At 69.9% G+C, this 20,302-nt stretch carries 7 protein-coding genes; 5 read left to right on the top strand and 2 right to left on the bottom strand.

Annotated elements, in window-relative coordinates:
* Positions 1 to 33: 33 nt before the first annotated feature.
* Both ACH0BZ_RS04600 and ACH0BZ_RS04595 read right to left on the bottom strand, forming a co-directional pair.
* A complete protein-coding gene (locus ACH0BZ_RS04600) occupies positions 34 to 8,490 on the bottom strand; it encodes a beta-ketoacyl synthase N-terminal-like domain-containing protein (protein WP_406896800.1) in 8,457 nt (2,818 codons plus the stop codon).
* Positions 8,487 to 14,264: an amino acid adenylation domain-containing protein gene (locus ACH0BZ_RS04595; protein WP_406896799.1), complete on the bottom strand. Its 5,778-nt coding sequence runs from the start codon at positions 14,262 to 14,264 to the stop codon at positions 8,487 to 8,489. The genes ACH0BZ_RS04600 and ACH0BZ_RS04595 overlap by 4 nt, the downstream gene beginning before the upstream one ends.
* Positions 14,265 to 14,439: 175 nt before the next feature.
* Here ACH0BZ_RS04595 and ACH0BZ_RS04590 point away from each other — a divergent pair, with 175 nt between their 5' ends.
* Genes ACH0BZ_RS04590 through ACH0BZ_RS04570 form a run of 5 tightly spaced genes read left to right on the top strand, consistent with a single transcriptional unit; the run spans position 14,440 to position 20,065 of the window.
* Positions 14,440 to 15,387, top strand: coding sequence for an NAD(P)/FAD-dependent oxidoreductase (locus ACH0BZ_RS04590; protein WP_406896798.1), 948 nt, complete (start codon positions 14,440 to 14,442; stop codon positions 15,385 to 15,387).
* A 55-nt stretch (positions 15,388 to 15,442) separates the two neighbouring features.
* The gene (locus ACH0BZ_RS04585) at positions 15,443 to 16,969 is read left to right on the top strand and encodes an ABC transporter substrate-binding protein (RefSeq protein WP_406896797.1); all 1,527 of its coding nucleotides are present in this window, start codon (positions 15,443 to 15,445) and stop codon (positions 16,967 to 16,969) included.
* Positions 16,969 to 17,907, top strand: coding sequence for an ABC transporter permease (locus ACH0BZ_RS04580; protein WP_406896796.1), 939 nt, complete (start codon positions 16,969 to 16,971; stop codon positions 17,905 to 17,907). Before ACH0BZ_RS04585 ends, ACH0BZ_RS04580 begins: the two co-directional genes overlap by 1 nt.
* Positions 17,904 to 18,701, top strand: coding sequence for an ABC transporter permease subunit (locus ACH0BZ_RS04575; RefSeq protein WP_406896795.1), 798 nt, complete (start codon positions 17,904 to 17,906; stop codon positions 18,699 to 18,701). The genes ACH0BZ_RS04580 and ACH0BZ_RS04575 overlap by 4 nt, the downstream gene beginning before the upstream one ends.
* A gap of 35 nt (positions 18,702 to 18,736) precedes the next feature.
* Positions 18,737 to 20,065, top strand: a complete 1,329-nt coding sequence (locus ACH0BZ_RS04570) for an ABC transporter ATP-binding protein (RefSeq protein ID WP_406896794.1) — start codon at positions 18,737 to 18,739, stop codon at positions 20,063 to 20,065.
* Positions 20,066 to 20,302 lie beyond the last annotated feature (237 nt).

The raw sequence follows: 20,302 nt of genomic DNA, 5'->3' as shown, positions 1-20,302 counted from the left end.
GGTCGACCTGAGTACTCGTCAGCGCCCGATTCATCACCCGGGGCCCCGCCCGTCCACGTCAGCCCCGACCGCTTTGATTCCGACCGTGTCAGAACGGTGCAGGTCAGTCAGGAACTCCCGGATCGCCGATCCGATTCGTTCCACCGCGGGGCTCCTGAGCACCGAGTAGTGGTGCGCGTCCACTCCGATGATCCGGGCACTGGATCCGAGGGCGGTCCCCCATCCCAGATCCTTCGAGCCCGGCGCGTCGTCCACGCCCATGCCGACGCCGGAGTTCACCGGGGAGGTCTCGTCGGCCCGTATCAGCAGGACGGGCACGCCGGTGCCCTTGAGTGAGCGGGCGTGATGCTCCGCCAGCCCCGCCAGATGGGAGGTGAAGACCTCGAGTCGCCGGCGGGCATCCGTCGCGGTTAGTCCCGCGGCCCGTAACTGCGTCGCGAGAACGTCGCCCCGGTCGGTGGGATCGGCGGCGCCGGCCATACCGAGCCTCAGCGCCTCCTCCGCGATGTCCTCCGCCGCGCGCCCCTGAGAACCGGTGCCGGCGAAGGCCTGCACGGACCGCAGATAGCGCAGTGCCACCTCAGCGTCGACCTCGCCCGGCGCGAGTCCTGCGATGCGTCGGATGCGGTCCGGCGTGGTCGAGTCGATCATGATCACCCCGCCCACGCGGACGCCTCGTCCGTGTAGCTCCACGGCCACGTCGTGGGCGACGGTGCCTCCCATCGACCAGCCACCGAGCACCAAGGGGTGGTCCTGGCCCCGATGGGCGGCCTCGAGCAGATCCGCGTAGGCGGCGACGACGAGCGAGAGATCGTCCGGCATCGGGGTGTCGAAGTACCGGGGATCGGGAAGTGCCAGCACCCGCCAATCCGGGAGTTCGACGACCAGGTCCGAGTAGCACAGGACGTCGCCACCCGAGGGGTGGAGCAGATAGACGGACCTGCCCCGGGGCCCGGACATCGGGACGAGGTGGGTCTCCGGATCGAGTTTTCTGACTGCGGCGAGCGCGGCGGAGCGACCCGAGCCCTCAGCCTCGACGGGACCCTCTGGTCCGTCGGCGTCTCGCTGCTCGTCCACGAGGGCCGCTATGCGTTCGATGGTGGGATCGACCACTGCTTCAGCCGGAGCCACCGCCAGCCCGGTGCGTCGCCGCAGGGCGACGAGGACACGGACGAGACCGAGCGAGTCCCCGCCCGCCGAGAAGAAGTCGGTCGAATCGGCGGGTGTGCTCCCCAGCTGAGAGGTCACGGCTTCGCGGACGTGGGCCAGGGTGGCCTCCCCGGCGGCTCGCAGCGGTCGGGGTCTCGCATCGTCCCCGACATCGCCCGGCGAGCGCGATGTGAGCTCGGCCAGCGATCGCTCGCCCGTCGACCCGTCCTGATCACGACCGTGCCGCGGCCAGTCGCCGTGCTCAAGGACTCGATCCTCGAGCACGGCGGCAACGAAATCTTGCACGCGGTCGACAAGACGCTGGTGGTCGTCGGGGTCGATGACCCCTTCGGGGCAGTCGACGTTGCACACGATCTGGTCGTGCTCGGACGCCACCTGCAGGTCCACGAGGACCTGTGGGGTGCGTACCCGCTCCCAGACATCGGTCGGGTCGATGCGTCTGGTCACCGACTGCGCCGTGGGATCGCTGAAGCCCAGCGTGGAGGTGAATACGACGGGAGAGACGAGGCCGCGGGTGCCCCGGTATCGCGACAGCTCCCGGGCGACGTCGACACCGTCGACAGCGGAATCGTCGAGTGAGCGACCGACCGCGTCGCCGAAGCTACCAGCGTGTACCGCCGGGTCCGACGAGTCGGGCACCGCGATGTCCACCAGCACCGTCGATGAGAACGCGCCCAGGACCCTGTCGATGTCGCCGGAGATCGGCGGACGGTTGAAGTACAAAACGGTGAGCAGGAACCGCTCCTGGGCACACCACTCGGCCAGCGCGTGGGAGTACGCGGCCCCGAACACCGCCGTGGGCGTTACCCGTGCGGCGCGGCACCGCGCGGTGAACGCCGCCGCGGTGTCGGCATCGAGTCGGAATGCACGACGCTCCATCCGGCGCACCCGGTCCGGCACCGCTCGCACGGGGACGAGCGGTGCCTGCGGAAGCTCGGGTAACCGGCGCCGCCAGTTCTCCAGCGCACGGCGTGCCGCCGGACTTCTCGAGCTTGACTCGAGGGTCGCCACGTGGTCGGCGAAGCTCACCTCGGGCGCCCGGAAGTAGGCGTTGGGCTCGTCGTGGAAGGTGAGTAGTTGGTCGAAGAACAGGTAGAAGGACCATCCGTCCACGAAGACGAGAGCGGCCACCACATGGACGCGGGCACCGCCCCCGGGTAGCAGGTGCGCTCGGATGCGGAAGGTTGGCCACTGTTCGGGGTCGGGCCCGTCGACCTCCCAGGCCGATCGGGTGTCGGCGATGGCGCGGGAGACCTCCTCGTCGGCGCATCCGGTGAGGTCGACGATCTCGACGGGGTCGGCAGCGAGCCGGGGGTCGCCCGGATCGAGGACCCGTTGATAGCCATCCTCGGTAACTACGGCGCGCAGCATCGGCTGGTGATCGATGAGCCGACGCGCGGCCGCACGCAGCCGCGTGGGGTCACACAGTGGGTCGAAAAAGTCGACGACGAAATGCGCGGCATCGTTGGAGAGCTGCCAGCCCCCCTGCGCACCGACCCAATAGGCCTGCTGCAGCGGGGTCAGGGGGAACGGCCGCCCCGGTTCCGCCCGAACGAGCTGCGGCGGTTCGGCATCACCGATGCGCCATCCCGCCGCCGTTGCTTCACGGGCGATCTCCTCAGGACTGACCCCGTTGAGGACGTCGGCGACGGGGACGGTGACACCGATTTCCCGTAGGCCGGCCACCGTTCGCACTGCGGTGAGCGAGTCTCCTCCCAGTGCGAGGAACTCCGCCTCGGGAGCGACGTCGGCGGGGTTGAGCCCCAGCACATCGGCCCAGGATCCCCGGACGAGGTCGAGCAGGATCGCGGCCGGATCGTCTGCCCGGTCGACACCGGGTCGCCCCGCTCCTCCCTCATCGCCCTCGGCTGACACGGCCTCAGGCGACGGCGCGTCCTCGACAAGAGTGCGCACCGTTTCCTCGTACACCCCAACGGCCCGCTCGAGCCGTTCGGCGTCGACCGCAGTGGCGAGGTAGTCCCACTGGGCGATGATGTTGCCGCCCCAGCGATAGACTTGGTGGTCCAACACCACCTGAGGTGTCTGGCTGATCCCGCCGACGAGCTCACCACTCCAGTCGTCGTCGAACCCAGACTCGTCCTCCCCGCCGAGGGTGCTGGTGAACACAACCGGTGCCGAGAACCGCCGGCCCTCCTGGGCACTGCGCATGGCGAGCACGTCGATCCCCGACACGCTCGACCGGTCAAGCGCTTCGAACAGCGAGGCCCCCACCGAGTCGAGAGAGGCATGGGAATCGGCCGAGGTGTGCAGTCCTACCAGGGACAACTCGGTGAACTCTCCGATGACCCCGGCCATCTCCGGCGGACGCCCGAAGGTTGTGAGCATCACGGAGAACTCCGATCTGCCGGACAACTCGCGCAGCATGTGGGCGTACGCGGTGAGCAACAATGCGGTCGGCGTGGTCCTCCTGCGGGCGCTCGCGCGCACCACCGCCTGGCTCAGCTCGGGACCCAGTGCCCAGCGGTGCCGGGCAAAACCTCCGACCGGCACCTGCTCAGGAGCCACCGCTTCGCCGGTGACCTCGGGCGCGGCGGGAAGCACTCCGACCCGGTCCGCCCACCAGCGGCGGTCCTCGTCCTGCCTGTTACAGCTCGCGTCCCTACTCGCCGCGCCTGCCCGTACGTGGTCGGCGAAGGTGCGCAGCGGCGCCGGGCCCGGGTCCTCACCGCGATAGATCACTCCCATCTCCGAATGCAGGAGACCGAAACTGTCGGCGTCGCAGACCAGCACGTCGATGCTCCATCCCACGTGCACCGCGTCGGCGGTGATTGCGAGGTACGGACAGACCAGCGGCCACCGCGAGGCCGGGGCGCGCCGCATCGACAGGCGGTCTCGCCACCGCTGGAGCGCGGTATCGGGATCGTCTAAGTGGCTCAGATCAGTGACGTCAAGACGGAAATCCTCGGGCCTGATGTCGAGTTCGTGCATCCCGTCCAGCTCGACGACCGTCCGCAGCATCGGGTGACGCTGCACGAGGGTGCGGAAGGCGGCCTCGAACCGCTCCGGGTCAAGGGACCGTGATCGGAACTCCACGAAGCTGTGGCACGCCGCGCCTCCGACCCCGTAGTCGTCCTCGCGCCCCAGTAGGTACGCGCGCTGGACCGGGGTAAGCGGAGCCGGGCCCACGTGGTCCCGGAACGAATCCGGGGTGCGTGATGTACCGGCCCGGTCCACCTCGTGGCCCGGATCCAGCACGGCCATGCCCGCCACGGCCCCCGGTGTCGGATCGTCGAGGAGATCCCGCAGCCGCAGGTCGAGTCCCAGTTCGTCGCGGAGGGCGCCGAGCAGCCTGGTGGCGGCCAGGGACTGGCCACCGAGGGCGAAGAAATCGGACTCGGGACCGACCTCCTCACGGTCCAGACCGAGGGCGTCGGCCCAGAGTGCACACAGTCGGTCGAGCCAGGGCTGCGCCTCGACGGCGCCGGGACCGTCCGACAACGACGCGGCGAAGGCCCGCCGCGGAGTCTCGGAGCCGGTCGCCTGGTCGACGTCCACGCCCTCGATCGTGAGCGGGCGGCGGCTGGCGATCACCGTGCCCCGAGCCGGGCCCGCGACTATCCGACGTAGCAGGGTCGAGGCGTACTCCGGATCCAGGGCGTGCCGCAGTAGGTTCCGGGCGAACGCGGCGTCTTCGGCACCGGTGGTGCGCCATCCGTCCCAGGCCACCGCGACCCGCCGGGTCCGCTGTGCCGGTGCGGTGGTCTCGCAGCGCAGTTCCACGGCCCGACACGACACGGCGTACGCGGCCAGTCCGAGTCCGCCCGAGACGGAGGCGAGGGACGACATCGCCACGATGACGTCGGGAGCTTCCTCGCCGAGGTCGACCACTGCCTGTTCCAGAGCGCCCCAGACCCGCACTCGCGCACGGTCGTGGGCCTGCAGGACCTCCGCTCCCGACTCCTGGACGGTCGCGAAGCTCTCCTTACCCACCACACCGGTGCACTGCACCACGATCAGGGGGCCGCTTCCCTGGCTGTCGCTCAGCACGCCTGCGAGCGCGGCGGCGTCGGAGCCATCCCAGGTGGCCACGGACGCGCCCCGGGGGACGAGACCGGGGGGCACGTCGCACAGCTCGCGGCGGGTGGTCAGTGTGACGGGCGATCCGGCTGCGACGAAGGACGCGGCAATTTCCCGACCCACGGTGCCGAGCCCGCCGATGACCACGACGCGTGGGGACGCCTGACCCTGGGGGGTGTCCGGCGCAGTCGACACGGGGTGATCGACGACCACCTCGTCCTGCCACGAGCTTCCTGACAGGTGGACCGTGGTGGGCCAGCGGGTCGGCCCGTGACGGTGCAGATCGGCTGCCAGCGCGCACCCGGCTGCGTGAGGGTCACCGGAGTGCACGACGATCCCGGCTAGGGCGAGCTCCGGGTGCTCAGCCCGCACCGAGGGCAGCGCTGCGAGCACGGCCGCCGTCGCCTCGGGATCGCCCTCGCGGGCATCGACCGTGACGACGAGTGGTCCACCGGACTCGAGTGCGTCGCGGATGACGGCGCGGAGACCGGCCAGCGCGGTGAGCGCGGGCCCCTGGGCACGCCAGACGATTGCATTCTCGGGCACGTGGTCGGCGGCCGATGGAGCGAGCCGGTCGCGCAGGGCCCTGCGACGCAGCTCGGACGGGGTCGCCACCGGAGTCGGGTCCTCCGGCTCCGTCCACGCCCGGGTGCGGTCGAAGGGGTAGCGCGGCAGCGGATGGGCGCCCCGACGTCCTTGCACGAGCTCGTCGACGTGCACGTCACGGCCGGCGGCGTGGAGTTGGCCCAACCCCCGCAGCACCCCTTCTCGGCGCACGGAGCCGTCGTCCTCGGCCAACGCGATGATCTTCTCGAGCCCGGGCGGGGCGCATTCGCGGGTGAGTGCCGCGATCACCGAGCCGGGTCCGAGATCCACCAGGACGAACGGGCCCCGCAGGTCATCGGCCAACCGCCCCAGGGTCTCGTCGAACCGCACCGAACGGCGCAGGTGGTCGGCCCAGTGATCTGGATCGCCGACATGCGCCGCGGTGATCGGTCCGGCCGTCAGACAGCTGTACAGCGTCCCTTGCGGGTCCCGCGTCGCGAGACCGGTGGCCGCCGCGCGGAGCTCGGGTATCGCCGAGACCACGTGCGTCGAGTGCCCCGGGACGGATATCCGCACCCGGGTGGCGTCGTCCCCGAGCTCGTCGACCACGCGGTCGATCACGGTGGCCGACCCCGCCAGCACCGCTGATCGCGGCGAGTTCCGTGCGGCGATCTCGACCCCCGGGAATCGTTCAAGAAGATCCGAAATCGCCTCGGCGCCGCGGCGGACGCGCGCCATGCCGCCTGGTTCGAGCGTCGACAGTGCTTTGGCCCGCCGGGCGACGAGCCGCATCGTCTCGGTGGCGTCGAGTGCGCCCGACAGGACGGCGGCCGCGTACTCGCCCGAGGAGTGGCCGATCCAGGCGTCGGGCCTAGACCCGCCCCTTAGCCACAGGCGGCCCCCGGCCACCGTCGTGGCGAACAGTGCGGGAAGGCCGAGCAGGGGATCGTCGGCATCGGCCGGAGACAACCCGGCGGCGGACGGGCAGCACACCCGCCGGAGGTCATCGCCCACGATCTCCTCGGCGACCGAGGCGAGTTGGTCGATCAGAGCCCTGGCCGCGGGCTCGGTGCGGTAGAGATCTTCCGCCATCCCAGTCCGCTGCGCGCCGCCGCCTGGGCAGGCCGCGACGACGGCGGGGACTCGGGTCTCATCGGACTCAGAAGACGTGATTGTCTCAAGCACGGCGCCGTCGGTGCCGTTGACCACGAGCGCGGCGCGAAACCTGCGTGGGCCCTCGGAACGCGACAATGAATGGGCGAGGTCAGGAACCGCGAGTGCGCTGCCGCCGCCGGAGGTAGCGCATGCAGCGGCCTGAGCGGTGGAGATCAGCCCGTCGAGCGCGGCGCGGCTCGCCGCACCGAGCAGCCACAACTGCGGGCGAGGGTCCGACTCGGTCACCGGCGTGCGCTCGGACTGCGCCACGACGACGTGCGCATTGGTTCCGCCGAATCCGAGCGAGCTGACCCCCGCGATGCGGGGCCGGCCCGGGCCCCAGTCTGTCGCGGCGTCGGCGCAGCGGAAGGCGGAACCATCGAGCCCGAGGTCGGGATTGGGCTCGGCACAGTGCAACGACGCCGGGATTACTCCCCGCTCCACCGCGAGCACCGCCTTGATCAGTCCCGCGACCCCGGCGGCGGCCTCAGTGTGCCCGATGTTCGACTTGATCGAACCGAGCCGGCACCAGGGACGTTCCGACTTCCCGAACACCCTGTTCAGCGCCGCCACCTCGACGGGATCACCCATCCGGGTACCGGTTCCGTGTCCCTCGACGTAGCCGATGTCGCGTGGCTCCAGGCCCGCGCCGGCCAGCGCCTCGGCGATGACCGTGGCGTGACCGTCTACCCCCGGAACGACGAACCCAGCCTTGGCGGCTCCGTCATTGTTGACTGCGCTGCCCCGGATCACTGCACGAACACGGTCCCCGGAACGCACGGCGTCGCCATACCGGCGCAGCACGACCGCACCCGCCCCCTGGGTAAACACGGCTCCTGAGGCCCCGCTGCCGTAGCTCCGGGTGTGCCCGTCGACCGAGAACGGCCCGTCAGGAATGTGGACGTACCCGCGAGACGCCGGCACCCGCACGGTGACCCCGCCAGCGACAGCGATGTCCGATTCGCCGCTGCGCAGCGATTCCGCCGCGAGATGGACCGCGACCAGTGATGTCGAACAAGCAGTCAGCACGGTCTGCGCGGGCCCGGTGAGGTTCATCCGGTAGGCGATCCCGGTCGCGAGGTAGTCCGGCATCGTCCCCAGTGCGATCTGCATGGCGTTGGCCGGATCGGTTCCACCGGACGGATCGAAGGACTGCCGGAAGGAGTGGTGCAGGTAGGCCGAGGGAGAGCAACCGGCGAACAATCCCACCCGGTCCACGCCCGCGCCGTGTCCGTGGCCCGCGTCGTCGAGGGCGTGCCAGACCTCCTCGGCGAAGACCCGGTGCTGGGGATCGAGGTACCTGGCCTCGTGCCGGGTGAATCCGAAGGCGGCGAGGTCGACGTCGTCGATCGGGCCGAGGTCCGACCCGGTGGGCACGAAGCCTGGATGGTCGACGAGATCCGCCGGCGCGCCGTCGCGACGGGCGGCTTCGCGATCGGTCCGGATCACCCCCTCCCTCTGCTCGAGGAGCAGTCCCCACAGCGCCTCGACGTCGGGCGCTCCGGGGAGTCGACACGACATGCCGATGACGGCAATGTCTGACTCGTGGTGCGCCAGTCGCGGATCGACGGGACGGTTCATGAAAGGGTCTCCTGCCAGACGCGGCGGCGCTGACGCCCGCGTTGACGGGCCTGCGTGAGCAGATCGTTGGCATCGGGGTCGGTGGCGAGCCCGGCGCGGCCTGGGTCATGGTGCGGACTCGGGTCAGAACCGAGATTTCTGATCGATGCGGGCTGCATCCCCGCGGCCAGCGATCGGATGTCCGGGTGGGCAAATAGCTCGGCGAGCTCTACCCGGTGCCCTCGATCGGCGAGTGTCCGCCGAAGACGAACAAGATCCATGGACGTCAGCCCGAGCTCGAAAAAGCCCCGGTCCAGCTCGTCGTTCCCGGGAGTTCGTCCAAGCACCTCGGCGACCGTCTCCCGCACAAGAGTGAGGAGGCCACCTCCGTCTCGACCGGGTGCGGTGCGTCCCGGGATCGTCGCCGACCGGGTGCGGCCCAGCCCGGCGACATCGCGTCGGGGCGCCCCCGGTGTCGCCGTCGAAGGGAAGCCTGGTTCGTGCCAGCGGTCGTCACCGTCGGCCAGCTCCGTCACCGTGGCGGCGAGTAGATCGGCGATGCTGTCGAGCGCGCCGCCGGTGAAGGCGTCCTCCACCGCGTCGAGGATGAGTAGCAGCGAGCCGTCGGGGCCGCGGAAGCTCTGCAGGTCGATCAGCACCTGCGGGGTCGAGCTGATCGAGTGGATCGGTTCACCCAACTCCGCCAGCGCATCACACGCGGCCGGCCCTCCGGTCCACCCGGTCAATCCCGAGGAGTAAACGACGGGCAGCACGCCGGTACCGCCACCGGAACGAAGGTGCTCGCGTACCCGTAGGTTGCCGTGGCCGGATCCGTCGCGCCCGAGACCACGGACACCCTCGAGTAGACGAGTCGCCGCTGCTCGAGCGCGCTCGCTCGTGGATCGGCCGTCCGGGGGGTCGACGACGACGGTCGAGGTGTATTCGCCCACAACGTCACGGTGCTCGGCGGGGCGGTCGAGAACGGTGACCACGACCGGAGGGCGGTGCCCTTCATCTGTGGCCAGGAGTGCTCCGAAGGCGGTGACGAGCAGCGCGTCCAGTGTGGTCCGGTGGACAGCACACCGGCGGATCAACTCCATGGTCGTACGGGGGTCGATCTGGCGACGCCGACGGGTGAACCGTGAGCTCTCGGGCGGACGGACCGGGAGCAGAACGGTCGTCCTCGGTGTCCCCACCGGTGCTGTCTCGGCCACCCTCAACGGTGTCTCCGGAGCGCCCACGGCGGCGCGGGCGTTTGCCCACGTGAGGAAGTCGACCGTGGGACGGTCGACGGGTTCGCCCTGGTATGCGGCGGTCAGGTCGCGCGCAATGATCTCGGCTCCGCGGACATCGCAGAACAGCATGTCGAGAATGAGCACGACCATCCACGGGGAGATTCCCGAGGCGGGCGCCGGCAGTCGTACGGCGCGCAGCTCGAGCCAGGGCCGACCGCTTTGGGGGTCGTGGATCCAGGACATCTCTTCGACTCGGCGGCGCTCACGCTCGGCGCGCACCTCCGCGGCCGTCCCGGTGCTCAGGTCCTCGATCCGTAGCCTCGGCCGGGCAGAGCTGTCGATGACCTGTCGGCCGTTGTCGTCGACCCGCGCCGACAACATCGGATGGGCGTCCACGACCGCGTCCAGCGCGCGCTCCAGCGCCGCGACGTCGAGAGCGTCAACCTCGACCTCGGTCCGGTACCGCGGTGCAACCGGGCGACCCAACCACGGGTCCGCGCGACCGACGAGATAGGCCACCTGCATCTCCGTCAGTGGTGCGCTCGTGGTCGCTGATGAAGCGGACTCTGTCGTGGCGGGCTGCGTTGTCACAGACGCTGCTCTGCCAGGGCCGGTCATGGCAGGCACCGCGGTGACGGGCACCGATCCGGTCGTCGGGACGCCGGACACGGCCGGCGCCGTCGGCGGCGGCGGTTCGGGGGCCGATGACGTGGGCGCCCGTCCGAGTCGCAGCGTCACGAGTTGATCGTTTCCGCCTGCTGTGGCGTCCAGGCGGAGGCCATGCTCGGGCGCGACCTGCTCGATCCGGCTCAGCCATCGGCCCGCCGCCAGCAGCTGCGACCCTAGCGGCCCGTCTCCGGCGGCGATCGCCACCTCCACACCGGATCCGGCGCGGGCCACCTCGAGGAGGTCCGCGCCAGACTCGTGCGGGGCTTGCGTAGCGGGAGGCGCGAGAACGCGATGAGCCCGGATGCCAGCGGCAGGGGTCTGGCGGGTCGGGTCGCCAACGAGCCCCGCCGAGCCGCCGGAGCTCGACGCACCCGGTGCGGGTTCGTGACCTGGCCTGCGGTCCGCGTCGTCGAGAAGGATGTGCCCCAGTGGCGTCGCGAGGAGTTTCTCCAGTTCAGGGCGGGACCCGGTGAGATCTTCGACAAGATTCGCTATGCGCACCACCGCGAGCGAGTCGAGCCCGGCAGCCAGGGGCTCGAGTGACGGATCAACGTCGCCCGGGAGTATCGCGGCGAGCTCGGGTGCCAATTTCACCGGCCCCCTCTGCCGTGGCCGCACGGCGTCCGGCACGGCGTCGGTCTCCTCGCTGTGAGTGGCCTCCGGCTCGACGAGCGTCGGTGCTGCGGTGTCAAGAGGCGCGGTGGCAGACGGCACGGCGGCGAAGGGGTTGGGAAGCGCTTTGTGGTCGATCTTTCCGTTGGCCGTCACCGGCAGCTCTCGGTGGATGACGACTGCGGTCGGGACCATGTACGCGGGCAGTGCGTCCCGCAGCGCGGAGCGAATCGCGCGCTCGTCGAGACCGGACGACGGAGTGAGTGCGACATGCCCCACGAGGCGCTTACCACCGCCGGGGCCGTTGACCGCACTACAGACTCCACCCCTCACACCGTCCAGGCGCGTGAGCGCCGCGTCGATCTCACCGAGCTCGACGCGATAGCCGTTGACCTTGACCTGACGGTCGACGCGGCCGAGGAACCGGATGGTCCCGTCGGGCAACCACATCCCCTCGTCGCCGGTGCGGTACAGGCGTTCGTCGTAGACGGGATGGACCCGAAACCGCTCCGCGGTCTGGTCCTCATCGCCCAGGTACCCGCGGGCCACGCCGTCGCCGCCGATAAACAACTCGCCCGGGATCCCGACCGGAACCGGCTCCCCGTCCGGGCCGTCGAGGATCCGGAACCACTGTCCGTCCAGCGCCGTGCCGTAGGGGACGGACGGCCACTGCGGGTCGACGTCACCGACGACGTGGTGGATCGACCAGATGGAGGCCTCGGTCGCCCCACCGAGACTCACCACGACCGCATGCGGCGCGAGGTCACGAAGTCGGTCTGGCAGCGTCACCGGGATCCAGTCCCCGGACATCATCACCAGCCTGAGCGAGCCCAGCGCCGAGCGCGCGCGCCCGGGATCGGATTCCGCGTAGTCGGCGAGCATCTCGGCCAGAGCGGGCGCGGAGTTCCAGACCGTGACGCCCTCGGTCTCGATTGTGCGTAGCCAGTGCTCGGGATCGGCCTCCGCACCACGCTCAGGCAGGACCAGTCGCGCGCCGGCGGACAGGCCGCCGAAGATGTCCCACACGGACAGATCGAAGCTCAGTGCGGACAGCCCGAACACGACGTCAGTCGGACCGGGTTCGAATCGGCGGGCCAGGTCGTCGATCGTCGTCCTGGCCTGGCGGTGCTCGATGGCGACCCCCTTCGGCTCACCGGTAGAGCCCGAGGTGAAGATTGTGTACGCGAGCCCGGTTCCCTCCACCGGGGCGGAGTCAGGACGATCCGCACCGTCCACCGATCTCGGGACCAGTGCGGGTATCGCGACGACCCCGTCGGGCAGCGACGTTCCCTCGGCGACGAAGGCGAACCGCGCGCCCGCGCGGGCCGCGATCCGTTTGACTCGCGTGAGTGGCCACGCCGGATCGACGGGCACGTAGGCCGCTCCCGCAGAGGTGATCCCTAGGACGATGCCGATCTGCTCCACCGACTTGCCGAGCTGCACAAGTACCGGCTCCTCGGGACGGACCTCTCGGCGCACCAGCTCGCCGCGGGTCCACGCCGCGATGGACGCGAGTTCATGGGCGTCGGCGACGCGGGCCCCCTGCGAGACCACCCGCCGTGTTCCGTCCGCACCCAGCGCCGCGAGCACCGGCTCGTGGAGACCCGGTCCGGAGTCGTAGGACACCGGACGCGGTCGCGGGGTCCGGACCCAGGGGTCGAGGAATAGCCCCGGGCGCATCCAAGCAGTCTCGTCGCGCGCCAACCGTGAAACGGCCGCCTGGACTGCCTGACGAATCCCGTCGATGACGCGCTCATCGACCGCCCCGACCACGTAGTCCCAGGCCAAGATGAGCTCGTTGTCCTCCTCCCAGTGAATGGCGTCCAACAGGACCTGGGGCGTCTGGGACACACCGAACCCGCGTCGGCCGAGCCAAGCGTCCGTGCGTGCCCCCGCGCGATCCCCGATGGAGGTGGTGAACACGACACAGTGCTCGGGGATGCCAGTCGACGCTCCCAGCAGCTCGCCGACCACACGGGAGGCCGGTACCGTCGAATGGTCCACCGCATCCCAGAAGTTGCGCGTCACTCGCACGGCGTAGTCCACGAACCTTTCGGCGTAGTCCGGGCGATCAGTGTCGAGCAGGGCCGTCCGAGTGGTGTCCCCCACCCCCGGTTCATCCTGAGCCGCGGGGTCAAACAAGGTGGTGACCAGGCAGAAACGATCCCTGGCACCGAAACGCCGCAGCGCGACGGCAAACAACGCCGCGAGTGCACCGGCGGGCGAGACACCGTGTGCACGAGCCGCAGCACGAAAGTCATCCCAGACATCGGAGGCGACCCGGCCCACGGAACGCCGGAAACGCGGCGGAGTGAACTGCTCGGCCTGCAGGTGCGCGGTGTCCCACGGCCCCCCCGGTAGGTCTGCCGCTCTGCCCCGCCAGAACTCCATGGCGTCGCGCTCGGCGGCCCGGGAGCGCGGCAGAGCGGGGGGCGGCACCACAGCCTCCCCCTGCGCGGCCTGACCACCAGCGCCGTGCTGGTACTCCCGGCCCCACTCGTCGAGGACCCGCCGAATACTCGGGAAGTCGATGAGCAACACGTCGAAACCCACACACTGGACAAGGGACCCGTCCGGGCGCAGAACCGAAGCGAGGGTGTGCGTAGGCCACCGGTGGGCTGGCGCGCGCCGGTGGGACAGATCCTGCCGGGCGCAGTCCTCAGCCTCCCGCGGATCCGGGTCTGAGCGCAGGTCCACGATCTCGAACCGGTGAAGTCCCGGATTGTCGAGTATCCGGCCCACCCCGTCGCGACCGACCACCGCACGGAGCATTGGGTGACGGGCGACCACACGGTTCCACGCCGACTCGAGCTTTGCCACGGTTGAGAGGGCGTCCGTACCGGGGGCCGGCACGACCTCGTACTCGGAGTAGAAGTAGGTCGAGACCCCACCGAGTGGGTAATCGTCACCGCGCCCGACCCAGTAGGTGCTCTGCACCGGGCTCAGCGCGAACGTGCCGGGATCCGGCTGCCGGCCCATCATGTCCTCGGGGGGTTCCCCTTGGTCGTGAACCCGATCCTCGCTCGCCAACGCCACCGCCGCCACCGCCGCCGCCGGCGCCTCTGCGGACGCACAACGGCGCTCGAGTGACTCTAGATCGATGTCGCCCACGAAGTCCCGCAGCGGGATCCTCACCCCGGTCTGCTCCAAGAGCAGTCGCTGGAGCCGCACAGCCGAGAGCGAGTCAAGTCCGAGGTCCACCAACTTCCCCGGTCCCACCGAGTCAACCTCCAGAACATCGCAGACGGCAGCTGCGACTACGGACCGATTCGACGGCATGACCTCACCTCTCGACTCACACGGAAACAGTCGCTGTCCGGACTGTGCCGAGGCGCGACCGCGCTGACTCTATTGATAACGCCACCCATTTTCAATAAGGTCTCTACGGTCGCTGCTCGTTACCCATGCGGGACGGGACGTCCGCCCGTCGTCGCACACCCATCAGGGAGCCGTCATGCCATCACCCACCCCCACGGCAGCCGAGGTCGCCGTGATCGGCGCCGGACCGGCAGGCCTCACCGCAGCACTGGTACTGGGCCGTCAGAAAAGACGCGTCGTGCTGGTCGACTCCGGCCAGCCACGCAACGCCCCCGCGACCGAAATGCACATGTACCTCGGACTCGACGGTCGGCCCCCGGAGCAGCTGCGGAGCGTGGGGATGGACGAGGTCGCCGGCCACCCGAACGTCGAGATCGTGCACTCCACCGTGACGAGCCTCGAGGTAACCGACGCCGACACGCCAATCCGCCTGTCAACCTCGGACGGCGGATCGTTTCTGGTCGAGCGATTGCTGGTCACCGCCGGCGTCCGCGACGACGTGAGCGGAATCCCCGGTGTGGCGGAGCGCTTCGGACGAGGGGTCTTCCACTGCCCGTTCTGCCATGGTCACGAGGTCGACGGGCGGCGACTCGCCGTCCTCACCGACGCCCCGGAGAACCCCGCCCAACCGGGATTGCAGGCGGTCTATCTCGCCGCCCACTTCTCCCGCGACGTCACCCTGCTCACCAACGGCCATCCGGTCCCCGACGAAATCCACGAGGCCCTCGCACGAAACGGCATCGTCGTCGATCACCGTCCCGTCACCGAGGTCACAGGGGTCGACGGCGACCTCACGGTCTCGGCTGGTGGCGAGGACCTCTCCTTCGGAGCGGTGTTCCACAGCCCCCGTGAACTGCCCCGTCACTCCGTTTTCGGACTCGATGTCGAGACCGAGGGCGCACACATTCTGGTGGACTGGCAACAGCGCACGACCGACCCACGCGTCTTTGCGGCCGGTGACTGTGCCCGTCGTCGCGACGACCCCATCCCACTCGCCTTTGTCGCCCGTGCCGTCGCCGCCGGGCAGGCCGCGGCGCTGTGGATTGATCAGGACCTTTTCCGCGTCGAGGCTGGCCTCGGCTGACGCGGCCCTTGCCCCACCCGCCACTACCAACACCGTCTTAAGGACCACCACGCTCATGGATCGCCGCGGTTTTCTCCGTCTCATTGCCGTCACCGGCGCCGTCACCGGTGCCGGGCTCACCCTCGGCGCCTGCGCCACCGACGATGCGGGCGGACACGATGCCGGCGCCGGTGACGGCTCGGGCCCGAGCGTGCATGGGGGCACCGTCCGAGTAGCAGCGATGATCTCCCCGGGGGACACGCTTGACCCCGCCGCCGCGTCCTCACCGGGTGCCTGGGTCGGCATCTTCGCGGTCTACGACTCGCTGGTCGTCCTTCTCGACAACGAGCCGGAGCTTCAACTGGCCGAGTCGGTCACATCGAACGATGCGGCGGATGTGTGGACGGTCCGGCTGCGGCCCGGCGCCACCTTCTCGGACGGCTCGCCGGTGACCGCCGACGACGCCCTCGCCTCGCTGGTGTACACCTCCGCTTCCCCGATGGCCGGGTCGTTCCTGGCCCCACTCGATATTGACGCCTCCCACGCGGTCGACGAGCGCACCCTGGAGCTGCACCTCAGTGCGCCGCGCGCCGACTTCGTCGAGGCGGTCCTGGCTCCACAAAGCACCGTGTTCAAGGACGGAGACCCCGAGACCGGTGTCGGTTCGGGACCCTTCGTCCTCGATTCCGGATCGGCCGAGGACGGGTGGGTCTTCTCCCCCAACACCCATCACCCGGGTGTCGGCATCGACCGACTCGAGGTGCGGTCGATCCCGGACCCGGACGCGCGAGCCCGGGCGGTGGTGTCCGGCGACATCGACTACGCCAACGACCTGCCGGTCACCGCCGCGCGCACGGTGACCGAACCGGCCCGCATCACCGAGGGTGGTCCGGCGGACTCCAAGGCGCTGGGTCTCATCCTTAACACCCGTGTCGCCCCGTTCGACGACGAGCGGGTGCGAACGGCGTTCAAACTCCTGGTCGACAGGGAGGGCTTGGTCGAGGCCGTCCTCGGTCAGGGCGCAGTCGTGGGCGAGGATGTCTTGGGGAAGGGCATCAGCGGCTACCCCGAGGATCTCTCCGAGGTCACCCGTGACGTGGACCGAGCGCGGATCCTCCTCCAGGAGGCGGGGGTCGACGAGGTGACACTCGTGACCTCGGACGTGGTCCCCGGCCTCAACGACGCCGCCGAACTTCTGGTCACCCAGGCCCGCGAGGTCGGACTCACCCTCACGCTCGATCGGCGGGACCCGGCGGCCTACTTCGCAGACATCGCGGGCCTGATGGAGCTGCCACTGTTCTCCGTCTACTGGGTCAACCGTTCGACGGCCACGGCGCTGCCGTTCACCACCGGCACCGCCGGTGGCTTCAACCTCGACGGATTCGGCGCCGATGCGAACTGGGACCGGCGTCTGGCCACCGCCGCAGCAATCACCGACGACTCCGCACGCCAGACCGCAGTCTCCGAGCTCGCCGTCGAGGTGGCCGAGCAAGGGGGTCAGCTCATCTGGGGGTACCAGCCGTTCCTCAACGGCACCAACGGCGCCGCCGGCGACGTCCCCTCGAGCCAGTCCGCTCCGTTCTTCGGGTCCCGCCCCGACTGATGACGCCCAGACGCGCGGGGGTACGAGTCGCCCAGACGCTCCTCACCTTCGCGGTCACCGTCGTGCTTGCTTTCTGGTTGGTCGACAAGCTCCCCGGAGACGCCGCGACAGCGTCGCTCGTGACCACTGACGCCTCCTGGCTCGCCCGACGACGAGCCGAACTCGGACTCGATATCCCCGTCGCCGAGCGCTTCGTCGATTGGCTCGGGGGGATGGTTCGGGGCGATCCGGGGTTCTCGGCCTCGGGAATCCCGGTCGTCGACCAGATCAGGGAACCACTGGCGCGAACCGGTCTGCTGTTGCTCGCGGCGATCCCTGTCGCGGTGGTGGCCGGAGTTGGCGGTGGGGTGCTAGCCGGCGCCCGAACCGGGTCTCGCGCAGACCGGGCGACGTCCTTTGCCGCGGCCGTGTTGCTCGCCACCCCCGAGTTCGTCCTCGCGGCAATCCTCGTGACGGTTCTGTCAATCCAGTTCGGCCTACTCCCGCCGGTCTCACTCATCCCGCTGGGGGGTAGCCCACTCGATCGTCCGCAAATACTCATCCTCCCGGCGGTCACCGTCGGGCTGGCCGTCGGCGCGTGGCTTCAGCGAACAATCCGCGCCGTGGTGGCCGCGGAGGCCGCGCGCCCCCACGTCCGGGCCGCGCGACTGGCAGGGATACCGCCCCTGGCCGTACTCGTTCGGCACCTGATCCCCGGGGCCACCGGGCCGATCGTCCAGCTCTGCGCACTGGCCGTGCCTGGCCTCATCGGCGCGGCTCTCGTCGTCGAGGTCGCGTTCGGATACGCGGGCGCCGGCAGCCTGCTCGTCACCCTCATCGCGAACCGCGACACCGTTCCAGTCGCCACCCTGGTCACCGTGGCCGCCGGCATCACCGCCTCATCACTGCTCGTCGCCGATCTGGTCACAGAGTCCGCGCCCCGGCGGTGGCTCCGGTGACCCCCGCACATCTGCTCCGCGCGCTCCTCGTGGGACTGCTGATGACGGGTCTGTCGATCGCGCTGCTCGGGCCCGTCCTCGCGCCCGTAGTCGGATTGCCCGCCCCGGACGACGTTGTCGGCGGCGCGTTCACCCAAGAGAACGCCGTATGGGGTACCGACCGGCTGGGGCGGGACGTCCTGGCACGGGCATTTCACGGCAATCTGCCGCTCATCGCGATCTCGGTGACAGCAGCCTTCCTGGCGACCGCGACCGGGGCCGTAGTCGGTCTCACGCTCGCCTGGATCCCACTAGTACGCCCGGTCGTGCGGTTCGCGACCGACGTGTTGGTCACCCTCCCCCCGGTGCTCATCATCCTGGTCGTGGCCACGGCCGGAAACGGCTCGGCCGTGGTCGTGGGGGCGGTGACGACGGTGCTGTTCATCCCGGTGAGTTCGCGCTATCTGGAGGCCGCGAGCGCGCCCCTTCTCGACTCCGGGTTCGTAGAGATCGCGCGGGCGGAGGGACGGTCGCGGCTGGACGTCACGGTACGAGAGGTCGTCCCGGGCCTGTCCCGCCCGCTGCTCACAGAGCTGTCCGTGCGCTTCACCAGCGCCGTCTACCTGGTGAGCACACTGGCGTTCCTCGGCGGCGGGTTAGGAGGAGGAGGCGACGACTGGGCGTCGACCGTCCGGGATTCAATCGCCGGGGCGACCCTCAATCCGTGGTCGGTGATCGTGCCGACGATCGGGATCGCGCTACTAGCGGTACCGCCGGCACTGCTCGCCGACAGGGAAGGGCACGGGACGATCTGATGGTGGCCGCATCTGCCCTATCCGTACGTGACCTGGTGATCCGGGACCAGACCGGGGCGCCTCGTCTCCAGGTACCGCGGCTGGACATCGAGCCCGGTGAACGGCTGGTACTGGTGGGCCAATCCGGAGCCGGAAAGTCGACGCTCGCCCACAGCCTCCTCGGCGATGTCTCCCCCGGACTGCACGTGGCCTCCGGAGAGGTCACCATCGACGGGATCGAGGCTCTCGGTGCCAGCGCGCGGCAGGTACGTCTGCTCCGCCGTCGCACCTGCTTCCTCGACCAGGACCCGGGCGCGGCCTTGACCCCCTGGCTCCGGATCAGACAGCTCGCCGAGGAGAACGCAGTCACCCGCGGTCTGGGCATCCACTACGCGCGGGAGCTGGGCTTGCCCGTCGACGACGACTGGCTGCGGCGCCGACCAGGTCAACTCAGTGGTGGCCAACGGCGCCGCGTGGCCATCGCGCGGGCCCTGTCGGTCGACCCCGGTCTCGTAGTGCTCGACGAACCCACGGCCGGACTCGACCCCGATACCGCCCGATCCTTCACCGAGCTCCTCCTGTCGGTGACCGGCGGTCGCACCCTGGTCCTCGTCACCCACGACACGCACCTCGCGTGCGAAGTAGGCGGCAGAATCGTGACAGTGGACTCCGGCCGCATCGACGAATCAGTCCCGCCGTCAGCTCCGCCCCGGTGGCCGACTCGCAAAGCTCCCACCCTCGCAGAAACGCGCCCCAGGCTCGCCTTCGACTCCGTCCGGGTGTCGCATCCGAACAGCGCACCAATCGGCCCGCTCGACGCAGTCGTGCCGGCCGGCTCACTCGTCGCCCTGGTAGGCCGCTCGGGATCAGGGAAGTCGACACTGCTGCGCGCGGCCGCGGGCCTACACTCCCCGGACCGGGGCCACGTCCTACTCGACGGTGAGGTAATGGCCCCCCGGGTCGAGGACCGACCACGGTCCCACATCGACTCGCTCGCCCTGGTGCCACAGGACTCCTCTCTCTCTCTGGCCCCCGCGGTCGCTGTGGGCCGGAGACTGCGCAGACTCGCCCGCGACCACCGCACCGACCTGGCGCGGATCTGCACCGATCTCCACCTCGCTCCGGAGCTACTGCAACGCCGGCCCGGAGCGCTTTCTGGCGGGCAACGCCAACGCATTGCGCTCGCCGCTGCACTTCTACGTACTCCCGACGTTCTCCTCATCGACGAACCGTCGGCCGCCCTCGATACTGGGACGACCCACTCCGTCTTGGACTGTCTCGCACACGCGGCCTCGAACGGGACGGCCGTCTTCATGGCCACGCACGATTCCCGGGTCGTAGATAGGTGCCACGCAATGGTCGCGCTACGTGACCCGAAATCCTAGCCAACTATGCGTGCGTCCACGAGGAGATAAGACCAGAGTCCAGTGCTTTAGCGAGCAATGCCGGGGCAGAAGCTTAAGTCGGATTTCCAGTGCTGCTGGGCCGCGGCGCGGCCTAACGACGAGGCGTGAGCAGAACGCGGGGGTCGGCAGGGGATGCCTCTGACGACGGACACGAGAGACTGCCCGTAGGCGGTCACGAAGGTGCCCGCTGGCGGACGTGAGAGTTGCCCGCTGGCG

Source organism: Dietzia sp. 179-F 9C3 NHS (assembly GCF_045369825.1).
GTDB lineage: Bacteria > Actinomycetota > Actinomycetes > Mycobacteriales > Mycobacteriaceae > Dietzia.
Note: the sequence above shows the minus strand (reverse complement) of the source record. Positions and strands in the feature narration are given on the sequence as shown.

Coding starts and splice junctions, on each gene's coding strand:
- ACH0BZ_RS04600 (WP_406896800.1), bottom strand. CDS start 8,490: ATGAACCGTCCCGTCGATCCGCGACTGGCGCACCACGAGTCAGACATT.
- ACH0BZ_RS04595 (WP_406896799.1), bottom strand. CDS start 14,264: ATGCCGTCGAATCGGTCCGTAGTCGCAGCTGCCGTCTGCGATGTTCTG.
- ACH0BZ_RS04590 (WP_406896798.1), top strand. CDS start 14,440: ATGCCATCACCCACCCCCACGGCAGCCGAGGTCGCCGTGATCGGCGCC.
- ACH0BZ_RS04585 (WP_406896797.1), top strand. CDS start 15,443: ATGGATCGCCGCGGTTTTCTCCGTCTCATTGCCGTCACCGGCGCCGTC.
- ACH0BZ_RS04580 (WP_406896796.1), top strand. CDS start 16,969: ATGACGCCCAGACGCGCGGGGGTACGAGTCGCCCAGACGCTCCTCACC.